Raw genomic sequence first — 19,956 nt, forward strand, 5'->3', positions numbered from 1 at the left:
TAATATTACTGTTCTGACTTTTGCCTGTCATTCTGGTTCATTTGCATTTCCATCCACTGCTGTTTTGAAATCAGCACTTGTCTTGGTTTACTGCCCTCAAACCTACCAACTATATTTCTTGCTTCCATTTGGTCTATTATTCTAGCAGCTCTTGAATAACCTACCTTGAACTTCCTTTGAATTAGTGAAACGGATGCTTGTCCAGCATCAACAACCATCTCTATAGCTTGATTCAAAAGTTCATCGTTATCTCCAGGGTTTTCATCTTTTCCTGTAGCCTGATCATTTATTTTTTCAATTATATCTTCATCATATGAGGTGTAACCCTGTGTTTTAATAAATTCTACTACTCTTTCGACTTCCATATCAGATACAAATGAACCCTTTACTCTCAAAGGCTTTGGCTCTCCAACAGGATAAAACAACATGTCTCCCTTTCCAAGAAGCTTTTCTGCCCCGCTCATATCAAGGATTGTCCTTGAGTCTACCTGTGACGACACGGCAAAAGAAATTCTTGAAGGTATATTGGCTTTTATAACTCCGGTAATTACATCTACAGAAGGTCTTTGTGTTGCAATAACCAAGTGCATTCCGGCTGCTCTTGCCATCTGTGCCAAACGACATATTGCATCTTCTACATCATTAGGAGCAACCATCATAAGGTCCGCAAGTTCGTCTACTATAATTACAACATGAGGCAACATACCCTCCTCATTATTTGCCTTTAGCATTGTATTGTATCCCTTTAAGTCTCTTACTCCCTTATCAGCAAACAATTTGTACCTGTTTACCATTTCCTGTACTGCCCAATTAAGAGCTCCCGCAGCCTTCTTTGGGTCTGTAACCACCGGTATCAGCAAATGAGGAATACCGTTATAAATTCCAAGCTCAACTACTTTTGGGTCAACCATAAGAAGTTTAACCTCTTCTGGTGATGCCTTAAATAAAATACTCATTATCAAACTATTGATACATACACTTTTTCCGGAGCCGGTAGCACCTGCAACCAGCAAATGTGGCATTTTAGCAATATCTGCAACAACAGTTTCACCTGAAATATCTTTGCCCACCGAAAAAGCAAGTTTTGATGGATGATTTGAAAATTCTCTTGATTCTATAATGTCTTTTAAAAGCACAGCTGACATTTCCTTGTTTGGAACTTCTATGCCAACAGCAGCTTTTCCCGGAATTGGCGCTTCTATTCTTACGCCTGCTGCTGCAAGATTAAGGGCTATATCATCGGCTAAATTTACAATCTTGCTAACCTTTACTCCGGGACTTGGTTGTATTTCATATCTGGTAACAGCAGGCCCACGACTGATATTAATAACTCGTGCATCAACTCCAAAGCTTTTTAACGTATCCTCTAACTTCTTTGCCCCTTCAAGTGCAACATTCTTTAATGCCTTAACATTGAGATCGTCCTTATTTGAATCAAGTAAATCCGTTGAAGGATAATTATATACTCTAGGTTTCTGTATCTCCGTCTGAGGTATAACAACTTCATCTTGATTACTTTCATCAGCATCAACTGTTTCTGTCTCTGAAGGCTGACTTACTTGACTATCTGTATTTTCATCAGGGATACTGTGACTCTCCAAATCGTCAATGGAATTGGTGTCCGGACATAATCCCGCATCCTTTATGTCGGATATTACAAGTTCATCTGCAACATCGTTAAATCCTGTAAGACTAACAGTAAATTCTTCTGTCTCTTCCTCAGCAGCTTCAACCTCTGTCTCCTGATTTTCGGGTTCTGACTCAATCTTATTAGCTGATTTTCCTCTGTTCTCACGCTCTATTTTAAAGTTGATTATTTTTCTCTTTTTATTAGGTTTTTCCTCGCTATCTTCAGTAACTTCTGCGTCATTTTCAGCCTCTTCCTGAGCTTCCATTCTCTCTTGCTTCTTTAACTTTCTGTTCTCATTAGCTGATTTCATTTTATTGGAGAAGTATAACGAAACATTTTTAAGGAAAGCAGCCATAGAAACATTAGTAAGCAAAATTACATCTATAATAGATATAGTTGTAAGAATTATTACAGTTCCCAAAACCTGAAAAGTCATCAAAAACGGCAGACTTAATAGACCTCCGAGTATACCCCCACCGGACAATACTTTTCCGTCCACATAAAATTTTGAAATACTATAAAATAAGCCTCTGCCCGAATACTCTTCGTAATCGAATACTGATACTTGAATAAATGCTGATAGTAATACCAATAGTATTCCAAAATATATTACCCGTCGTCTAAAATTATGACTATCCATTTTAAAAATCATAGCCACACCATACACTATTAAAACAACAGGAACCACATAGGCTACTACACCAAGAAAACCAAGCATAACATTTGTTATACCTTTTCCGAAAACACCCATGGATTTTGTAAATATAAAACTGAAAAAAGACAGAATTCCGAAAGCAAATAGAATAAGACCTAAAATTTCATTTTTATATTTCGAAAAGCCGCTTTCAACTCGTCTATATTTTTTCCTCTTTTTTACTTTTTTGGCCTGCAAAAAATAACACCCCACAGTTAATGTTAAATGATATAATCTACATAAAATATGTTTGTAATTATATCATATTTTCGATTATTATTCCATTAACACACAAAACCCTTGGAAACAGGTCTTTTCGCCTTGTTTCTAAGGGCTTAAAAGTTTTAATTCTGTATTAACTTATTCAGTATCAGTATCTGTGTCAAATAATTGCTTAAGTAATTCCAGCTGAGATAATAAAAGTGTTTCCGACTTGGTTTTAAAAAGGTGGAGTCTTTTCTTCATTTCTTCATATTCAAAACGAATTTTAATAACCTCTTGGTTGGCATCATCGATTATCCTCTGAGCCTTCAATTCCGCCTCTTTTATAATATTTTCTGCCTTTTCATAGGAATTTTTCTTAATTTCCTCGCCGGTTTGCTGCGCTACTATCAGTGTATTTTGAAGGGACTCCTCAATATTTTTGTAATGCTGAATACCTTCATTTAATACTGAAATCCTATCTTTAAGCTCTATATTTTCTTTTATGTAAAGCTCATAATCCTGTATTACACTGTCCAATACTTCGTTAACCTGGTCCTCATTATATCCCATAAAATTTTTCTTAAATTTTATATTATCAAGATCATTAGGCGTATAATTCATAAATGGTCATCCTTTCCTGAGACATCAAATTATTCAAAACGTTTTATAACTATGCTGATTCTGTCCTTTCTGGTGTTTCCTAAAACCTTTTCCAGAACAATTCTTCCCATTCCCCGTATTGAAATTACATCTCCCTCAGCCAACATTTTGGATGGGCTTTGAACCAGTTCCCAGTTTACGTTAACTCTCTGTGCTTTAAAATAGTCCATTATCTTGGTTCTTGACAATCCAAACCCGCTGGATGCAACGGAATCCACACGAAGAGAAGCTACCGTGGTGCTTATGCTCCGTTCTTTCTTATGGGGCGGAGTAAATTGATATATATCACACTCTTGACATTGAACCTTTACATTACCAATTTTGTCCAAATTGTATAATATATATTCCGCTATTTTATCAACAACAAAAACATCTGCAAATTTTTCACTAACAAGTATATCTCCAATTTTTTCTCTTTTGATTCCCAATCCAAGTAATGAGCCAAGATAATCTCTATGTGAAAGCTTATTTTCAATAACGGGTGTTATTCTCAATAAGCTTATAGGAGTATTATAAGGAATATCCTCCTCAATAAAATCACTGCTTATTACAACTATAGTCCGTTCTGCCCCTTCATAACCACCTGCTAATTTATAAAAGACATCTTTAACCCTGTCCAAAACCTTTTTAGCAACAGAAGCTTCATAAGGAGAAAGAAAATCCGTATACGCAAAAGAGGAATAATGGCACTGTTCAACCTTGTCCAATAAACGCGAAACAAGCACCCTATCCTCTAGTTTTGAAACCATCTTTAATAATTCGTTTTTATCCATAAATTCCTAATATACAAATATTCTAAATATACTAAAAACCACATTTCTAATTACTTCAATAAGCAGAAATGCAACAATTGGAGAAAAATCCATCATAGACAGCATGGAATTATTAAATATACTAGATCTGCTCAGCATATTACGAATAGGTGAAAGTACCGGCTCGGTAATAGCATGTAACAAATCTATTAATTTGTTATCCCTTGATATTGGAAACCATGAAAGAACTGCTCTGGCCACCAAAACTAACTCAAAGGCAAACAACACACTATTTATAGCTCTATAAACTGAATACATCTAAAATATTCCTCCAATGTAAGAGACAAAACTATTTTGCCCATGGGAAAACAGTTTTATTTCTTAGTTCATCCTTTAAATCGCCACTAACATCTACATTATTAGGAGCTATAACGAAAATATCACAGGAAACTTTTTGAATGCTTCCATCAAGTGCATATACAGAACCGCTTAGAAAATCAATTATTCTCTGAGCATCCTGCTTTTCAATGCCTTCAAGATTTATAACTACAGGTTTTTTGTTCTTTAAATGATCGCAAATATCTTGTGCATCGTCAAAAGTATTCGGTTGTGATACAACCATTTTAAACTGATTTCCGGTATGAATATTTACAACCTTACCTGACTGCTGCTTTTTTGAGCTATTAAAGAAGTGTGTCTGAATAGGCTCTTCTTTAACATCTTCCTTTGCACTCAATTCCTGCTCTTCATATTCATATTCATCCTCATCAACAGCTTCCCAGCCTACAAAATTAAACACTTTGTTAAGAAGTTTTGACATTTTCAAATACCCCCTGAGTCTTTAGTAAATATATTTTTTGTCCATTGTTCATTTATACTACTTTTGAGGATAATTTCGCTTTCCAAAAATACCTGTTCCGATTCTGACAATATTTGCACCTTCTTCGATGGCAACCTCAAAATCATTGCTCATACCCATGGAAAGATAATCCATACTAACATTATCTATTCTTTTACTCTTTATGTCAATAAAAATGTCGTAAAGATTCTTAAATATAGGTCTTATTTCCTGGGTATTCTCGGTAAATGGGGCTATAGTCATCATTCCCCTTAAAGATAAATTCTCTAATTGGGAAATATACTCCACATATTCATTAACTTCTTCCGGTCGAATTCCAAACTTCGTTTCTTCACCTGAAACATTTACTTGTAATAAAACATTCATTTTTTTGCCTGCTTTACCTGCTCGGCTGTTAATTTCTTTTGCCAGTTCAAAGCTGTCTACAGAATGTATCATATGAACTTTATCAATGATATACTTCACTTTATTTGTTTGCAAATGCCCTATTAAATGCCATTTTATTGATTCATCAAACTTATCGTACTTTTCCAAGAGTTCCTGTACCCTGTTTTCACCAAAGTCCAGAACTCCGTATTCACTAACATTTCTTATTCTATCAACCCCAACGGTTTTAGTGACAGCAATAAGCTTGATGTCTTCTGCTTTTCTCCCGCTTTTTTCTGCGGCGATTTTTATTCTGGAGTATATATCATCCAGGTTTTTATTTATAGTTCCATCAATCAATTATCTGTCCCTCCTGTACGTTTTTTGGATTTAAAATGTATGTATTATAAAGCGCTACTGATGACTCCCCATCGGGATTATCAATTATTGCTGCATCATCATTCATCCCTACTATTTTTACCTCTTTAAACGTAGCTGTATTTCCTTTTAATAAACATATTTTAGCAGTCTGGTTATTGATATTAATATCTTGGAGGCAACTGCGAGGAACTTTCAAACCACTATAACTGGATAATACCACATCAACATTTATCCTTCGCATACCTATAGTTTCATCTAAACCAGTATCATATTTAAACGAAATAACCTTTTTTCCGTTAATAACATCTGAATTGTAATTTATCACTGCATCCATACTGTAGCCTATATCATTAATTCGGAGAGTTACAAGCTTATCCTTAGTCAAGTCCTTTGCTGCTTTTTGGTCCACTACAGCAACCATATAATTATCCAAATCTTTTACTATCTTGGCAATAGGCTCTCCTTTTTTTACATCAACCACATTAAAGTCCCTGTTTGTATTTTTAACTGTGATATTTTCTAAATCCTGAGGAGTAGCACTTTTAATAAAGTTCGGAGTCAGAAGCGATTCGTAACCGTCTATGGCAAAGGATATCAATCCAGCTGAATCAACCCTTACCTCCTTAACATTATTGCTTAGTCTCCTTTCAATTTCGGCTTTTTCGCTGATTAGCCTGTTTATATATTTTGCAGATTTACTGTTATCACCAAATATATCGGACTTTCTGTAAACAATGCTGTCAATATCGGACATAGTATCGTAGCTTTCAACCAAGCTTCCTCTTATTGACTGCTGCCCTAATTTTTTCACCTTTTCAATTATTTCAGAGTCTAGCTTTATTATGTCCCCGGAGAAAACACCTAAATTTTCTTTTTGAGCTTTTTGTGCACTGCTTATTTGCATTTCCTTTTTTTTAAGTTCTTCGTAAGTTGAAACGGGAACATTTTTAACTATAGTAGCTATTCTGTAAAATGCAGGAACCTTTTCACCCTCTACCGCATCCATAACACAATTACCGTCATCAGGAGAATCTATAACCTTTTCATTTCTTATCAATATACCATCAACATTCTGAACTACTTCTATTTTGCCATTCTTCAATATGTCTTTTTCAACAGTATTGCCAAATGTTATGTAAAGCAATGATGGCAGATATATCAGTAGAAAGATTCCCGTAATCAGTGTGCCTGTTTTAATGCCTTTGATTTTGAATACATTCCCCATTTGTTCCCCCTACATATTACCTTTTCTTTAGTGTTATTTATTTTGCATCTACTTTACCATTCCCTGATGGAATAATTTTTGTAAAGCAATAATATTACCCAGCTTTACATGTTCATATACAAGACCACCTTGCATATATGCCACATAAGGCTCTTTGATAGGTGCATCAGCACTAAGTTCAATGGAAGACCCCTGTACAAATGCTCCAGCTGCCATAATAACCGGTGAATCATATCCCGGCATGTCCCATGGTTGTGGTGTAACATAAGAATCTACTGGTGAACCCTTCTGTATGCCTTGACAAAATGCAATAAGGCTTTCTTTATTATTAAATTTTACTGATTGTATTATATCACTTCTGTGTGACTTTACGGAAGGCATTGTCTCAAATCCTGCCAGCTCCATAAGTGCAGCACAAAATACGGCACCCTTGAGGCTTTCTGCTACCACATGGGGTGACATAAATAAACCTTGGAACATAAGCCTGTTATTTCCCAAAGAAGCACCCACCTCTTTGCCAAGGCCCGGAGATGTAAGCCTGTATGCTGCCTGCTCTACCAGGTGTTTCTTTCCAGCTATATAACCGCCGGTTAATGCTAACCCTCCACCGGGGTTCTTTATTAATGAACCTGCTATTATATCTGCTCCTACCTGTGTAGGCTCTAAAACCTCAACAAACTCTCCATAACAGTTATCAACCATTACTATTATGTTACTGTTAACTTCTTTAACTGCTTCTATTACACTTTTAATGTCCTGAATGGATAATGCATCTCTCCAGGAATATCCCCTTGAACGTTGAATCATTGCCATTTTAGTTTTAGCAGACACTGTTGCCTTTATCTTATCCAGTTGAGGTTTTCCATCCTTTAAATCAACCTGTTTGTAAGTTACCCCAAACTCCTTTAAGGAGCCGCAATTTTCACCTCTTATTCCAATTACTTCTTCAAGAGTGTCATAGGGTTTTCCTGTAACAGCCACCAGTTCGTCACCAGGTCTGAGATTTCCAAAAAGGCAAAGTGCAAGTGCCTGGGTACCAGAAACAATCTGATGGCGTACAAGGGCGTCCTCGGTTTGAAATATATCAGCATAAACACTGTCCAGAACTTCTCTTCCCCTGTCATCATAGCCATAGCCAGTTGTTCCATTGAAATGAGAATCGCTTAGTTTGTTTTCCTGCATTGCCTTTATTACTTTCATCTGGTTCAGTTGCTTTATGCTGTCAATTCGTACAAATACCTCTTGCGCATTATTTTCAGCTTGTTCAGCTAATTCGATAACCTTATCATCTATTTCAAACTTCTTCTTTAAAAATTCTCTTGTTTGTAAATCCATTGGTAAAATTCCTCTTTCGTAGTTTATATATACATGATTTTATCTACTTTGTTTTGCTTTATCAAGTTAATTATAAAACTTTTGCGTATCAAATTCCATTTATAGTACAATATATCAAGCATGCTATAACATTTATTGCTGCCATATATGTCAGGAGGATATTAATGATACTAGATAGGATAGTAAATGAGAATGAAGTTGGAAAAACTCTGAAATATGTTTTGAAAAATGAACTTCAGCTTTCTGAAAGACTTATAAAAAAACTAAAATTACAACAAAAAATTTATGTAAACGAACATCCTGAAAGAGTTAATTATATAGTGCAGGCTGCGGACAGGATCAAAGTAATACTTAATTTAGAGGAAGAATGTGAGCATATTGAGCCCCAGGATATACCTCTTGATATTATATATGAAGATGAATGTATGCTGGTTTTAAATAAGCAGCCGAATATAGTGGTGCATCCTACCAGTTACCACCCTCATAACACTATAGCCAATGGCATTGTTTTTTACCTGAAACAAAAGGGTATTACCAAAAAAGTGCGACCTGTCAGCCGTCTTGACAGAGAAACTTCAGGTATTATTATTTTTGCAAAAAACCAGTTTACTCAGGAAATGCTCATCCGGCAAATGCATTCCAATTTGTTTAAAAAAGAATATTTAGGTGTAGTACAGGGTATACCTGAAAAGAATGAAGGGACTATAAATCTTCCAATAGCAAGAAAGCCCGACAGTATTATGCTAAGGCATATTTCCGAGGAAGGCGCACCCTCAATAACACATTATAAGGTTCTAAAGAGCTTTCCTTTACATAATTCTGCCTTATTGGAATTTAAACTTGAAACAGGACGGACACACCAGATAAGAGTTCATTGTCACGCAATGGGTTTTCCAATCTATGGTGACACTTTATATTCTGAAAATACAAATTTATTCATTTCCCGGCAGGCTCTTCATTCATATAGAACTGAGATACTTCATCCTGTTACCCGAAAAGAAGTTATATTCACGGCAGAGCTGCCTTCTGATATAGCCGGATTATTGGAAATACTAAGCAAATAATATGTAAATATTTTACACTAAGTATGTCTTATGATACTATCAAAATAGAAATGTACGTGTCTATATACATAGTAATAGGGGGTAGATAGTTCTATGGATGTACTCAAGGAAAGATATACAATAACAGAACTAAGCACAGCTTTAAATATAACAGACCATGCTTTAAGGTTTTATGAAAAGGAATTTGGGCTAAACATTCCCAAAGATAACAGAGGAAGACGGTATTACACTACTGATCTGGCAAACGTAATGTACCAGATAAAAGCAATGCGTGACCAAGGTCTGGAACTAAAGGCAATAAGGAAAATTCTTGAGGACGAAAATATTATAAAACCTAAAGATATTAGTATCCCTATACCGGTTGAACAACTTCCTGCCGTGGTTTCAAAAAGAATGGAAGAACTGAGCAGTGCTGAACTGTCTATGATACTAGATGCCTTAAACGGTATTAAAGAGCAGCTTTTTAATAATGTTGCCGCAGAATTTGTAAGCACTCGAGAACATATTTCAAAGGAAATTCATAGCTCCAAGCTAGAACTTGGAGCTTGTGTTGAAAATAGTTCCCGTAAGCTGGAAATTAAAATGGACAAGCATTTTCAGGAGGTAGACAGGTATATTACCAATTGGAGAGAACGAAAAAACACAACTCTCGCAGGTAAACTGAAAAAGCTCATCGGAAAATAGGCGATCCCCTTTCCAATCTGCAGATAGGAATTCATAATTCCTATCTGCTAAAAACTTTATATTTTAATCCTTCAACGCTATACCTTTAGCATCTTTATTAATAGAACCGGCAAGAATCAAAATACCTTCTATAAGTCCCCAAACCCAAATGATTGGTGAAAATATAAAGCAAGATAAAACCGTTAGTAACAACTGTGCAAGACCAATCCCTATATATCCTAGATAAAATCTGTGAACACCGAACATACCCAGGAAGATTCCAAACAATCCTGCAGCAAGCTTTGATTTTTGCTGTCCGTAATTAGTTAAACTAAATCCACATTTCATACATATTTGAGACATTGAATCAGTTGCCTCACCGCATAAAGGACAAAAATTATTCCCTTTTCCTGTAGGAACCCCACATGTAACACATATAACAGCCTGATCATTCATAACGTTTCCGCAATTTCTGCAATACATAAATATACCTCCTGATTTTTTCAAAAATATATGGTTAATAATATTTAATTACTGAACATACAAATTTCTTAATTGTATTTACATTATAATATACGATTGTGAAGATTGTATGTCTGATTATTTTATTCTGCTTTATATATTAATTTATCAAAAAAATAAAATCAATAATACAATGCATAAACTTTAATATTATTGCAATGAAAAATCATATAGTATATAATTCTTATGGTATTTTTTGATGTTACAAACCATGAGAGGATAGATATATAAATGAAATTAGGAATTGTAGGACTACCTAACGTAGGAAAAAGCACCCTTTTTAATGCTATAACAAAAGCAGGTGCAGAAAGTGCAAATTATCCGTTTTGTACTATTGAACCAAATGTTGGAATTGTAGCTGTTCCTGACGAAAGACTGGACATGCTTGCAAAAATGTATAACCCTGAAAAAGTAACCCCTACTGTAATCGAATTTGTTGACATTGCAGGACTTGTTAAAGGTGCAAGCAAAGGTGAAGGATTGGGAAATAAATTCCTTTCTCACATAAGAGAAGTTGATTCAATAGTTCATGTTGTAAGATGTTTTGAGGATAGCAATATTGTTCATGTTGACGGTTCCATCGGTCCAAAAAGGGACATTGAAACAATTAACCTTGAATTGATTTTCTCAGACCTTGAAATGATAGAGAGAAGAATCGACAGAACAAAAAAAATGCTTAAGTCAGGAGACAAAAAATTTCAGGTTGAATTGGAGCTTTACGAATCCATAAAGGCACACCTTGAAAGCGGAAAACCAGTAAGGTCAATGTCTTTTGATCAAGAGCAACAGCAGTTGGTTGACCAGTTGTTTCTTATAACAATAAAACCTGTTCTTTATGCTGCAAATGTTTCCGAAGAAGACCTATCTTCTCTGGATAACAACAGATTCCTTGCGGAGCTTAAAGAAGTAGCTGCTGAAGAAAATTCAGAAGTTATGGTAATTTGTGCAAAGATTGAGGAAGAAATTGCTCAGCTGGATGATGCTGAAAAAGCTGACTTTCTCGAAGCTATGGGATTGGAAGAATCAGGTCTGGACAAGCTTATTAAAGCAAGTTACAAAATTTTGGGACTTATAAGCTATTTGACTGCCGGTCCACAGGAAGTAAGAGCATGGACTATTACAAAAGGAACTAAAGCACCTCAGGCTGCAGGAAAAATCCATAGTGATTTTGAAAGAGGTTTTATCAGAGCTGAAATTGTAGCTTATGATGATTTAATTAGCTGTGGTTCATATACCGTTGCAAAGGAAAAAGGTCTGGTTCGTTCCGAAGGTAAAGAATATGTGATGCAAGACGGAGATGTTACATTATTCAGATTTAATGTTTAATTTTACAATTATAAAACCTGCTGTTTATTAAAAACAGCAGGTTTTACCTTTATATTCACCATTGCTTATTCTGCACCGTATAAATCCCCTGTAAACATTAATTTTTCTTAAGGAAGGATGTGTCTCCTGCTATAATCTGAACATGATTTTTTGTAAAATCTGCATTTCCCATATAGACATGATAATGTCCACCGTATACATAAATAGCAGGACTAGTGGCAATTCTATAATGATGAACATGACCATCTTCTAACGTAGTTGATCCTTCAATATAGTGTATATGCCCTATCTGGTCACTAGTTTCATTAGTATTGCCGGAATATTGATGAACGTGTCCTTTATTATTTGAAGTCTTTCCGGCAAAACTATGTGAGTGAAGCGTATTTCCCATATTACCTTGTTTCCCTCCTTTATAATTCATATGCGGACAAGATTACATAAGTTAACCGCTTGATACTATTTTATGTTTACATATTTCTTTTTGTTACACATTTTAGAAAAACAAAAAACCCGAATTTATGTTTTCGGGTTTTGTTATGTAAACAATATATTTTAATTTTCATTTTCTGAAAGTGCCGTTGTTACCTCTTCTATCTCTTCGCTATTTAAAATTTCATTTAAATCAATTATTGAAAAAAGCTTCCCGTCATTTTTACCTATACCTTTTATATATTTCTTGCTGTTTAATTTTATAACTGCTTCAGACCTATCAACAGAATTCTCATTTAGATTTATTATTTCAGTAACATTGTTTACCATAAATCCGTATAATTGATCATCCTTTTCAGTTATTATTATCTTTGTCTTTTTTGTTACCTCTGATTCTCCTAAATTAAATCTCTTATTAAGGTCTACCACGGGAACTACTTTTCCTCTTAGATTATATATTCCTTTGATATAATCGGGCATTTGTGGAACTAGTGATATTGATCCATATTTCTCTATTTTATAGACAATTGAAGTCTCCACACTACAAAGCTCATTGTTCAATTCAAATACTACAACCTGTATGTCGTTCATTTTTCCAACCCCCCGAAGAATAAATTAAACTCTGCCATATTTATATTATCACACCGAATAAGCTTTTTAAAGAAATATTGATAGATTCTTTTATAATCAAAATTTTTTTGTTATAATACTCTTGTGTTTTATGCAAAATGATTTATAAGGATTGGTTATATTTATGGAAAAGAGTAGAATTGAACGATTGAATGAGTTAGCAAGAAAGGCAAAATCGGGTTCTCTTACGAGTTCTGAGTTAGCTGAAAGAGATAAGCTAAGAAAAGAATATATCGAAGCATTTCGTGCCAATTTAAAGGCTACGCTTGACAACACAGTTATTGTTGACGCTAACGGAAACAGAAGAAGTCTTAGAAAGGACAATTAATTTCTTAAATATTCGGGTTTATTAGCAATAAACCGGGAACAGGGTATAGTAACACCTTTCCCGGTTTAGTTTATGTCCTGTAAGCTTTAATTTATATATTTCCCCATGGGAGGCAACTTCTCTAGTACCTTTTTTTCTAATTTATCCAGTACCTCTTTTGCAGTCCTTATATCCGTGTCCATATCATCCCTGAATTTCATAACAGCAACTTCATCATCGAGCATATCTGATTCTGAAAAAGGAAAACTATTCCTTATAGCCTGTATCTCATTCTGAACTGCTTCTCTTCGCTCTTTAATTGCAGTAATCTGTTTTTCCAAATCTTCATATTTTTCGCTTATATGGGCAAAATCTTTAATAACTTTTTTATGAAGCTTTTTAAGTTTTTCTATGTCTCCCTGTTTATATGCCTTTTCTACTGTCTTCCAGGTTCTTTTTTTACTTTTATCTTGATTCATTTCCAACTCAGGATGAATATAACTTGCTATTTCCAGATATATTTCCTTCATTTCCAATTCACTTTCACGTCTCTTCTTTTCCATTGCATAGTCTATTGAATGAACGTACTCTATTTCTAAACGCATTTTTTTAAGTACTTCGTAGTGCTTTTTAAATTCCTTTTCCAATTCTCTGTCAATGTATGAAAAGTCTATTGGTATTTTAAATTTTTCACATGTTTCTATCATTTCTAGTTTTAGTTTGTTTCTGGCAATAGCAAGTTCAAGTTTATGAAGCTCATACCTTGGTTCTCCAAGTTTGGCTACAAATTCATTTTTAAGAATTTCAGCCTCATACAGCATCATGTAATCCTTCTCAACTAAAGCTTCTGCCAAAAGTTTCCTATTTAATATGTATAGTTCAATTAATTTATTCACTTAGCAACACCTATCTTTATTATTTAGTCACTCTGATTATTCTCATATTGACTTAAATATAATTTTTGATAAAATCCATTCTTTTTCAGTAAGTCTTCATGACTTCCCTGTTCAACAATCCTTCCATTATTCATAACAAGTATAACATCCGCTTCTTTAATGGTTGAAAGACGATGGGCAATTATAAAGCTTGTCCTTCCTTCCATCATTTTCAAAAAAGCTTTCTGTATATTTAACTCCGTTCTTGTATCAACACTGCTGGTAGCCTCATCCAATATTAGCATAGGAGGAATAACCAACATAACTCTTGCAATAGTCAATAGCTGTCTTTGGCCCTGTGACAAGTTACCTCCACCCTCTGTCAACTCTGTTTCATAACCTTTTGGAAGTCTCTTGATAAAGCTGTGTGCATTTGCTGAAACTGCAGCTTTTTTTACTTCTTCATCAGTAGCTTCAGGTTTTCCATATGCTATGTTTTCACGGATTGTCCCCGCAAAAAGCCATGTGTCCTGAAGAACCATTCCAAAAGACTGTCTAAGACTGTCTTTTGATATTTTGCTTATACTTTTATCATCAATATATATATTCCCTTTATCGGTTTCGTAAAAACGCATTAACAGATTAACAAGAGTTGTTTTTCCTGAACCTGTTGGTCCAACTATTGCAATCCTCTGGCCTTCCTTAACATTAAGGTTAAAGTCTTGTATCAAAGGCTTTTCCTTAACATAAGAAAATGAAACATCGTCGAATCTAACATTGCCGTTAGTTTTCTTTAATTCAATCTCTGTAATATCAGCCCGTTTCTCAACTTTTTCATCCATTACCGCAAAAACTCTTTCTGCAGAAGCAATAGCACTCTGTATCTGAGTAGTTACACTTGTTACATTGTTTATGGGTTGAGAAAAGTAGGTTGAATATGTCAGAAAGCTAGAAATATAACCGATACTTAACCTGCCGGCCAGTGCAGCTATACCACCCGTCATTCCAAGTAAAACATATGTTATATTGTTTACCAAACGGGTAGACGGGTTTACTAAGGATGAATAAAACTGTGCCCATCTTCCACAGGTATACAAACGTCCGTTAATTTCCTCAAATTTCTTCTGAGCTCTTTCCTCATAATTGAATGCTTTTACAACCTTCTGATTTCCTATAATCTCTTCAATATAACCATTTAACTCGCCATTAACCTTTGACTGTTCCTTAAACATTTTTGATGAACGCCTTGTTATAAATGATGCGATTAAAAATGTAACAGGTGTCATTACAATTACTATAAGTGTAATCCAAGGATTCAAAACAAACATAAAAATAAGTGAACCCACAATGGATATTATACCAGTAAAAAACTGAGTAACAGACTGATATATCCCTTCACTTATATTTTCCATGTCATTTGTTAGCCTGCCCATTATATCTCCATGGGGCTTTTGATCAAAAAACCGTAAAGGCATTTTGAGAATATGGTCAAATGCATCTTTTCTCAACTTCTCTACTGTTTTATTTGACAATACAGCCGTAATTACCTGCAAACTCCATTGAAAAAAAGCACTTACTAGATACAAAATTACTATAATTATAACAATATTTAGTATACTTTTGAAATCCACCTGCCCTTGTCCAACAATAGCATCAACACCTTTACCTATTATAAATGGACCTGCTACCATAAGTATATTACTTAATGCTGCAAATAGCACTGCTCCCAACAGATATGCCTTATGGATTAAAATGTATCTGCAGAGGCGTTTAACGGCATCACTTTTCATGACTTAGCTACCTCGCTTTTTCTTTGTGAATAGTATATTTCTTGATAAACAGCGCAAGATTCCAGCAATTCTTCATTTTTACCTATTCCTGCTATTTCTCCGTCTTCCATTACTATAATTATATCTGCGTCTCTGATTGCAGCTACTCTTTGTGTTACCATTATTATTGTAAGCCCTTTGAGATTATCCTTGATTTGTCTTCTTAAAGCTGCATCTGTAGCATAATCCAAAGCACTTGTACTGTCATCCAAAATAAGTATTTCAGGCCTTTTGACCACCGCCCTTGCAATTGCAAGTCTCTGTTTCTGCCCACCTGAAAGATTCCCTCCGCCCTGGGTAATGTGAGTCTTAATGCCCTCAGGTTTTTGCTTTATAAATTCCATTGCCTGTGCAATTTCGGCAGCCCAATAAATATCCTTTTCATGTGCCTGCTCATTTCCCCACTTTATGTTTTCCTCGATAGTTCCTGAAAATAGCACTGATTTCTGAGGAACAAGTCCTATTTTTTGTCTTAACTCCTGTTGTTTGATATTCCTAATATCTAATCCGTTTATCAAAATTTGGCCATCCGTAGTATCATAAAATCTGGCAATAAGGTTTATAAGTGTGGATTTTCCTGACCCGGTAGAACCTATTATACCTACTGTTTGTCCACTTTTTATTTCAAATGAAATATTTTTCAAAGCGTATTCGGAGGCTTCATCATATGTAAATTGTACATTTCTGAAGTCAATCAATGGTTTACCATTTGAATCGTCACATATAGACTGAACACCTAATTCATTGTCTAATCTGTCCACTACAGAAGGCTGAGTCTCCAATATCTCATTTACCCTGTTTGCTGAAGCTGCTGCTTTTGTAAATGTAACAACCAAATTTGCAAATACAATAAGTGCGGAAAGAATCATATTTATATAGTTGATATAAGCAATTATTTCACCTTGAGTCATTGTACCATGATATACCTGTATTCCGCCAAACCATAGTATTGCAGCAACACCAAGGTTAACTATAACCGTTGTAGCCGGATTTAGAAGTGCTGAAACCTTACCTACACTTATAGACATATCTGCATACTGGGTGTTACCTTTTGAAAAACGTTCTCTTTCCTTGTCCAGTTTTGCAAATGCACGTATTACTCGGACTCCGGACAAATTTTCACGTATTATTACTGACAATATATCAAGCTTTTTCTGTACTGCTTTATAGAGCGGTATTGTTCTTGACATTATTAAATATATAACCACTGCAAACAATGGCATTGTTATAAATAGTATTACGGACAGCTTAAAGTTGATGGTCATCGCCATTATCAAACCACCAATGCAAAGAAAAGGAACTCTGACTACAAGTCTTATTAGCATAGCCACCGCAAACTGGAGCTGATTTACATCACTGGTTATTCTATTTATGAGAGAAGGAGTTCCTATTTTATCAAGTTCATTAAAGGAATATTCTTGTATTTTTTTAAATAAAAGGTTTCTCATTGATGTTCCAAACCCTTGTGAAGCTATAGATGCATAATACTGGCATATATATGCAGAACCAGCTCCAGTTATGGCGATTGCAACCATTATCCCTCCCATCATGTATACATATGATGGATTGTTTGCTTTTACACCATTGTCAATGAGTTTTGCCATTAATAAAGGTATTGTTAATTCAAGTATTGCTTCAAACAATTTAAATGCCGGACCTAAAACAACTTGTTTGAGATATGGCTTTAAATATTTTATTAATTTAAACAATGAATAACTTCCTCCAATTTTACGTTAACTTATTTTCCCAAAATTACAACTAACTAAAGATACATGTCTTCAAGTATTGCTAAACCAGTTTTTGTTTTAAAGTACTTATTTCTAACAGCAGTTACAGCATTTCTATCCATGTCATCTTCATATATGTTCACGAGGAAATCCGCTTCAACCAGTATTTGAAAATCTATTCCATCTATTTTATTATAACTGTGGTGATGTCCTATTATATAACAAACCCGTTCAATAATATCATTATCTATATGGTATTTATTCATTATCGCTTTAGCTATTGCAGGTCCTTCCTTTTCCTGATATGGTCCCGCAGATGAATTATACTTTTTTTCAGCCTCTTTGATTCCTATATCGTGAAGTATTCCAGAAAGGTTTACAATCAGCAATTCTTTATCATCAAGCTGCTCTAATGCGCCTATAGTATTACAAAAGCTATAAACCTTTAAAGCATGGTTAACACGTTTAACATCTTTGTTAAAATAGTTTATCATTTCCTTTATTATTTTGTCCGAATTTAGTATCATATTTGTCCCCCTTTAGTCGAATTTACCCATTTCTATCAATTATATTTCATTGATATTTGAAAAACAATGCACATAATAGAAAATTTCACAGGAGAGCTTTTGTGTTTATCTTTTTCATGATTTCCTTAACATAGCTTATAGAGGACTTAAAATTGAGAGTACTATTGCCAATCCCGCTATTTCTATACCTTTTCTTAATTTAATGAATCTAGGGATTGGTCTTTTGGTTTATATAATTTTACCTAAGATACCTTTTGTAAGGAGATACCTGATATAACCACTTTGATTATATCAGGCTATATTATTCCATCCCCAAAGAAGAAATACTACTGCGAGAAGCATAATAATTAATCCAAGTATCTTTTTATTCAAGAATACTCCCTCCTCTAAAGCATTCAAATATTCTAAAACACATCTACGTTTCCTAGTATAAATAATAAATATGTTTTATTTGTGTCTTATTTGTAACTTTTTCTAAAAAAAGTATTTATTAGAGAAGTGGTGATAATAGCCTGCAAAGGCTTTCCAACATTTTTGACACTGTGCCCCTTTTTTTATAATCTTCTTCAGTTACCTCCTTGCATATATTAAGGTCATTGTAGAATATCCTTGAACATTTATCAGTAATTTCACGGCCGTACATAAATGCATTGATTTCAAAATCCAATGAAAAACTTCTCATATCCATATTTGTAGAACCTATAGAACAGCAAGTATCGTCTATTACTATCATTTTTGAATGTAAAAAACCTGGATATAGGTAAACCTTTACTCCAAAATCCATAACGTCTTCAATATAGGATGTTGTTACCTTATACACAACTCTTTTGTCAGGTACTTCAGGTATCTGTATAATCACATTTACTCCCGACATTGCAGCATTTTGAATAGCCTCAAGAAATGAATCATCCGGGACAAAATAAGGGGTTTGAATGAGAATGGAGTATTTTGCAGAATTAATCATTTTTATCATGCCCCTCTTTATCTCCTCTGCATTGGTATCGGGTCCGCTTGACACCATTTGAATAGCTACATTTCCACATTCTTCTTTTTTGATTGGTTTAAAGTACATATCCAACCTTCCAAAGTCCACTTCTTTTTTGGAAGCATACAACCAATCAGTCATAAACCTAAGTTGAAGGCAATAAACGCTGCTTCCTGTTATTTTTAGATGAGTATCCCTCCAAGGCTTGATTCTTTTGTGCAATCCCAGATATTCATCACCTATATTAATTCCTCCAACATATCCTATCTTTCCGTCAATGACCACTATCTTCCTGTGATTTCTATAGTTGACTTTAAGGTAGTTGTCTATTGAATTTGAAAAGAAACTTAGTACCTCTCCTCCGTTATCTATAATAGTTTTAAATGCTCTATACGGAAAAAAAAGATTTTGCCCATGATCGAATAGTACTCTTACAACAACACCTTGTTTTGCTTTTTTAGCAAGAGCGTTTATTATCTTTGTACCGATTTTATCGTTTTTAATAATGAAATAAAGCATATGAATAGAAGTTTCAGCACCTTCTATATCCCTTAACAGAGAATCGTATTTATCCTGAGTGTAAGTGAATATCTCTACTTTGTTGTCATTTGTAAAAGGACTTTGGGACAAATTAATATTAAAGTTTATGAGCTGCTTTACATAATGATTATAGGATTCCTCAAACATGGTTTCATCATATGAAACAGTACCTAACGTTTGGTAAATCTCTCTACTGTACTCAACGTCTTTATGATTTTTTATATGAAATTTCTTCTTTTTTAAATTTAATGGCCTACCAAATATCAGATATAATAATAAGCCTGCTACAGGCAGTAGAGTAAGGGCTAAAATCCAACTCAAAGCACGAACAGGCTTTTTTCTTTCAAAAAAGAGTGCTGTTATAACAAAAAAAGTGTTTGATATTATTATAATTAACGAAAGTGCTGAATATAAGTTAGTATTCAT

At 34.4% G+C, this 19,956-nt stretch carries 20 protein-coding genes; 4 read left to right on the forward strand and 16 right to left on the reverse strand.

What is annotated here, in order from left to right; translation table 11 throughout:
* Nucleotides 1–5: 5 nt before the first annotated feature.
* The 8 genes from K412_RS0119885 to K412_RS0119920 all read right to left on the reverse strand — a co-directional run bounded on the left by K412_RS0119885 (nt 6) and on the right by K412_RS0119920 (nt 8,106).
* Nucleotides 6–2,537 carry a DNA translocase FtsK gene (locus tag K412_RS0119885; protein ID WP_198527710.1) on the reverse strand — a complete coding sequence of 844 codons (2,532 nt, stop codon included), beginning with the start codon at nt 2,535–2,537 and terminating at the stop codon, nt 6–8.
* Between the two features lie 147 nt (nt 2,538–2,684).
* On the reverse strand, nt 2,685–3,149 hold the full coding sequence (locus tag K412_RS0119890; protein WP_024834720.1) for a DivIVA domain-containing protein: 465 nt from the start codon (nt 3,147–3,149) through the stop codon (nt 2,685–2,687).
* 29 nt (nt 3,150–3,178) lie between these two features.
* Nucleotides 3,179–3,961 carry a YlmH family RNA-binding protein gene (locus tag K412_RS0119895; protein WP_024834721.1) on the reverse strand — a complete coding sequence of 261 codons (783 nt, stop codon included), beginning with the start codon at nt 3,959–3,961 and terminating at the stop codon, nt 3,179–3,181.
* 6 nt (nt 3,962–3,967) lie between these two features.
* The gene (locus K412_RS0119900; protein ID WP_024834722.1) at nt 3,968–4,258 is read right to left on the reverse strand and encodes a YggT family protein; all 291 of its coding nucleotides are present in this window, start codon (nt 4,256–4,258) and stop codon (nt 3,968–3,970) included.
* 31 nt (nt 4,259–4,289) lie between these two features.
* Nucleotides 4,290–4,760 carry a cell division protein SepF gene (locus tag K412_RS0119905; protein ID WP_024834723.1) on the reverse strand — a complete coding sequence of 157 codons (471 nt, stop codon included), beginning with the start codon at nt 4,758–4,760 and terminating at the stop codon, nt 4,290–4,292.
* A 57-nt stretch (nt 4,761–4,817) separates the two neighbouring features.
* Entirely contained in the window at nt 4,818–5,525 is a 708-nt protein-coding gene (locus K412_RS0119910; RefSeq protein WP_024834724.1) for a YggS family pyridoxal phosphate-dependent enzyme, read from the reverse strand.
* Nucleotides 5,518–6,771 carry a biotin/lipoyl attachment domain-containing protein gene (locus tag K412_RS0119915; RefSeq protein ID WP_024834725.1) on the reverse strand — a complete coding sequence of 418 codons (1,254 nt, stop codon included), beginning with the start codon at nt 6,769–6,771 and terminating at the stop codon, nt 5,518–5,520. Before K412_RS0119915 ends, K412_RS0119910 begins: the two co-directional genes overlap by 8 nt.
* Nucleotides 6,772–6,819: 48 nt before the next feature.
* Nucleotides 6,820–8,106, reverse strand: a complete 1,287-nt coding sequence (locus K412_RS0119920) for a methionine gamma-lyase family protein (RefSeq protein WP_024834726.1) — start codon at nt 8,104–8,106, stop codon at nt 6,820–6,822.
* A gap of 164 nt (nt 8,107–8,270) precedes the next feature.
* On the opposite strand from K412_RS0119920, the gene K412_RS0119925 reads away from it, so the two are divergent.
* Complete coding sequence (locus K412_RS0119925; RefSeq protein ID WP_024834727.1) at nt 8,271–9,170, forward strand: RluA family pseudouridine synthase; 900 nt, start codon at nt 8,271–8,273, stop codon at nt 9,168–9,170.
* Nucleotides 9,171–9,263: 93 nt separating this feature from the next.
* Nucleotides 9,264–9,854, forward strand: a complete 591-nt coding sequence (locus K412_RS0119930) for a MerR family transcriptional regulator (RefSeq protein ID WP_024834728.1) — start codon at nt 9,264–9,266, stop codon at nt 9,852–9,854.
* Between the two features lie 63 nt (nt 9,855–9,917).
* On the opposite strand, the gene K412_RS0119935 is transcribed toward K412_RS0119930, so the two are convergent.
* Entirely contained in the window at nt 9,918–10,316 is a 399-nt protein-coding gene (locus K412_RS0119935) for an NINE protein (protein ID WP_024834729.1), read from the reverse strand.
* 270 nt (nt 10,317–10,586) lie between these two features.
* Here K412_RS0119935 and ychF point away from each other — a divergent pair, with 270 nt between their 5' ends.
* Nucleotides 10,587–11,681 carry a redox-regulated ATPase YchF gene (ychF, locus tag K412_RS0119940; protein WP_024834730.1) on the forward strand — a complete coding sequence of 365 codons (1,095 nt, stop codon included), beginning with the start codon at nt 10,587–10,589 and terminating at the stop codon, nt 11,679–11,681.
* A 97-nt stretch (nt 11,682–11,778) separates the two neighbouring features.
* Here the strand turns inward: ychF and K412_RS0119945 are convergent, their stop codons facing one another.
* Together K412_RS0119945 and K412_RS0119950 are read right to left on the reverse strand one after the other, a co-directional pair.
* On the reverse strand, nt 11,779–12,072 hold the full coding sequence (locus K412_RS0119945; protein WP_024834731.1) for a YmaF family protein: 294 nt from the start codon (nt 12,070–12,072) through the stop codon (nt 11,779–11,781).
* 161 nt (nt 12,073–12,233) lie between these two features.
* Nucleotides 12,234–12,701: a chemotaxis protein CheW gene (locus tag K412_RS0119950; protein WP_024834732.1), complete on the reverse strand. Its 468-nt coding sequence runs from the start codon at nt 12,699–12,701 to the stop codon at nt 12,234–12,236.
* Nucleotides 12,702–12,864: 163 nt separating this feature from the next.
* Here K412_RS0119950 and K412_RS0119955 point away from each other — a divergent pair, with 163 nt between their 5' ends.
* Nucleotides 12,865–13,068, forward strand: a complete 204-nt coding sequence (locus K412_RS0119955; RefSeq protein ID WP_024834733.1) for a DUF896 domain-containing protein — start codon at nt 12,865–12,867, stop codon at nt 13,066–13,068.
* An 86-nt stretch (nt 13,069–13,154) separates the two neighbouring features.
* Here K412_RS0119955 and K412_RS0119960 read toward each other — a convergent pair whose 3' ends face one another.
* The 5 genes from K412_RS0119960 to cls form a co-directional block, all read right to left on the reverse strand.
* Nucleotides 13,155–13,943, reverse strand: coding sequence for a hypothetical protein (locus tag K412_RS0119960; protein WP_024834734.1), 789 nt, complete (start codon nt 13,941–13,943; stop codon nt 13,155–13,157).
* 23 nt (nt 13,944–13,966) lie between these two features.
* Nucleotides 13,967–15,712, reverse strand: coding sequence for an ABC transporter ATP-binding protein (locus tag K412_RS0119965; protein WP_024834735.1), 1,746 nt, complete (start codon nt 15,710–15,712; stop codon nt 13,967–13,969).
* On the reverse strand, nt 15,709–17,460 hold the full coding sequence (locus K412_RS0119970; RefSeq protein WP_024834736.1) for an ABC transporter ATP-binding protein: 1,752 nt from the start codon (nt 17,458–17,460) through the stop codon (nt 15,709–15,711). The genes K412_RS0119965 and K412_RS0119970 overlap by 4 nt, the downstream gene beginning before the upstream one ends.
* A gap of 53 nt (nt 17,461–17,513) precedes the next feature.
* The gene (locus K412_RS0119975) at nt 17,514–18,005 is read right to left on the reverse strand and encodes an HD domain-containing protein (RefSeq protein ID WP_024834737.1); all 492 of its coding nucleotides are present in this window, start codon (nt 18,003–18,005) and stop codon (nt 17,514–17,516) included.
* Between the two features lie 490 nt (nt 18,006–18,495).
* Nucleotides 18,496–19,956 (reverse strand): cardiolipin synthase, encoded by a 1,461-nt coding sequence (gene cls / locus K412_RS0119985; RefSeq protein ID WP_024834738.1) that lies wholly within the window; start codon nt 19,954–19,956, stop codon nt 18,496–18,498.

This window comes from Ruminiclostridium josui JCM 17888 (genome assembly GCF_000526495.1).
Classification (GTDB): Bacteria; Bacillota; Clostridia; order Acetivibrionales; family DSM-1351; genus Ruminiclostridium; species Ruminiclostridium josui.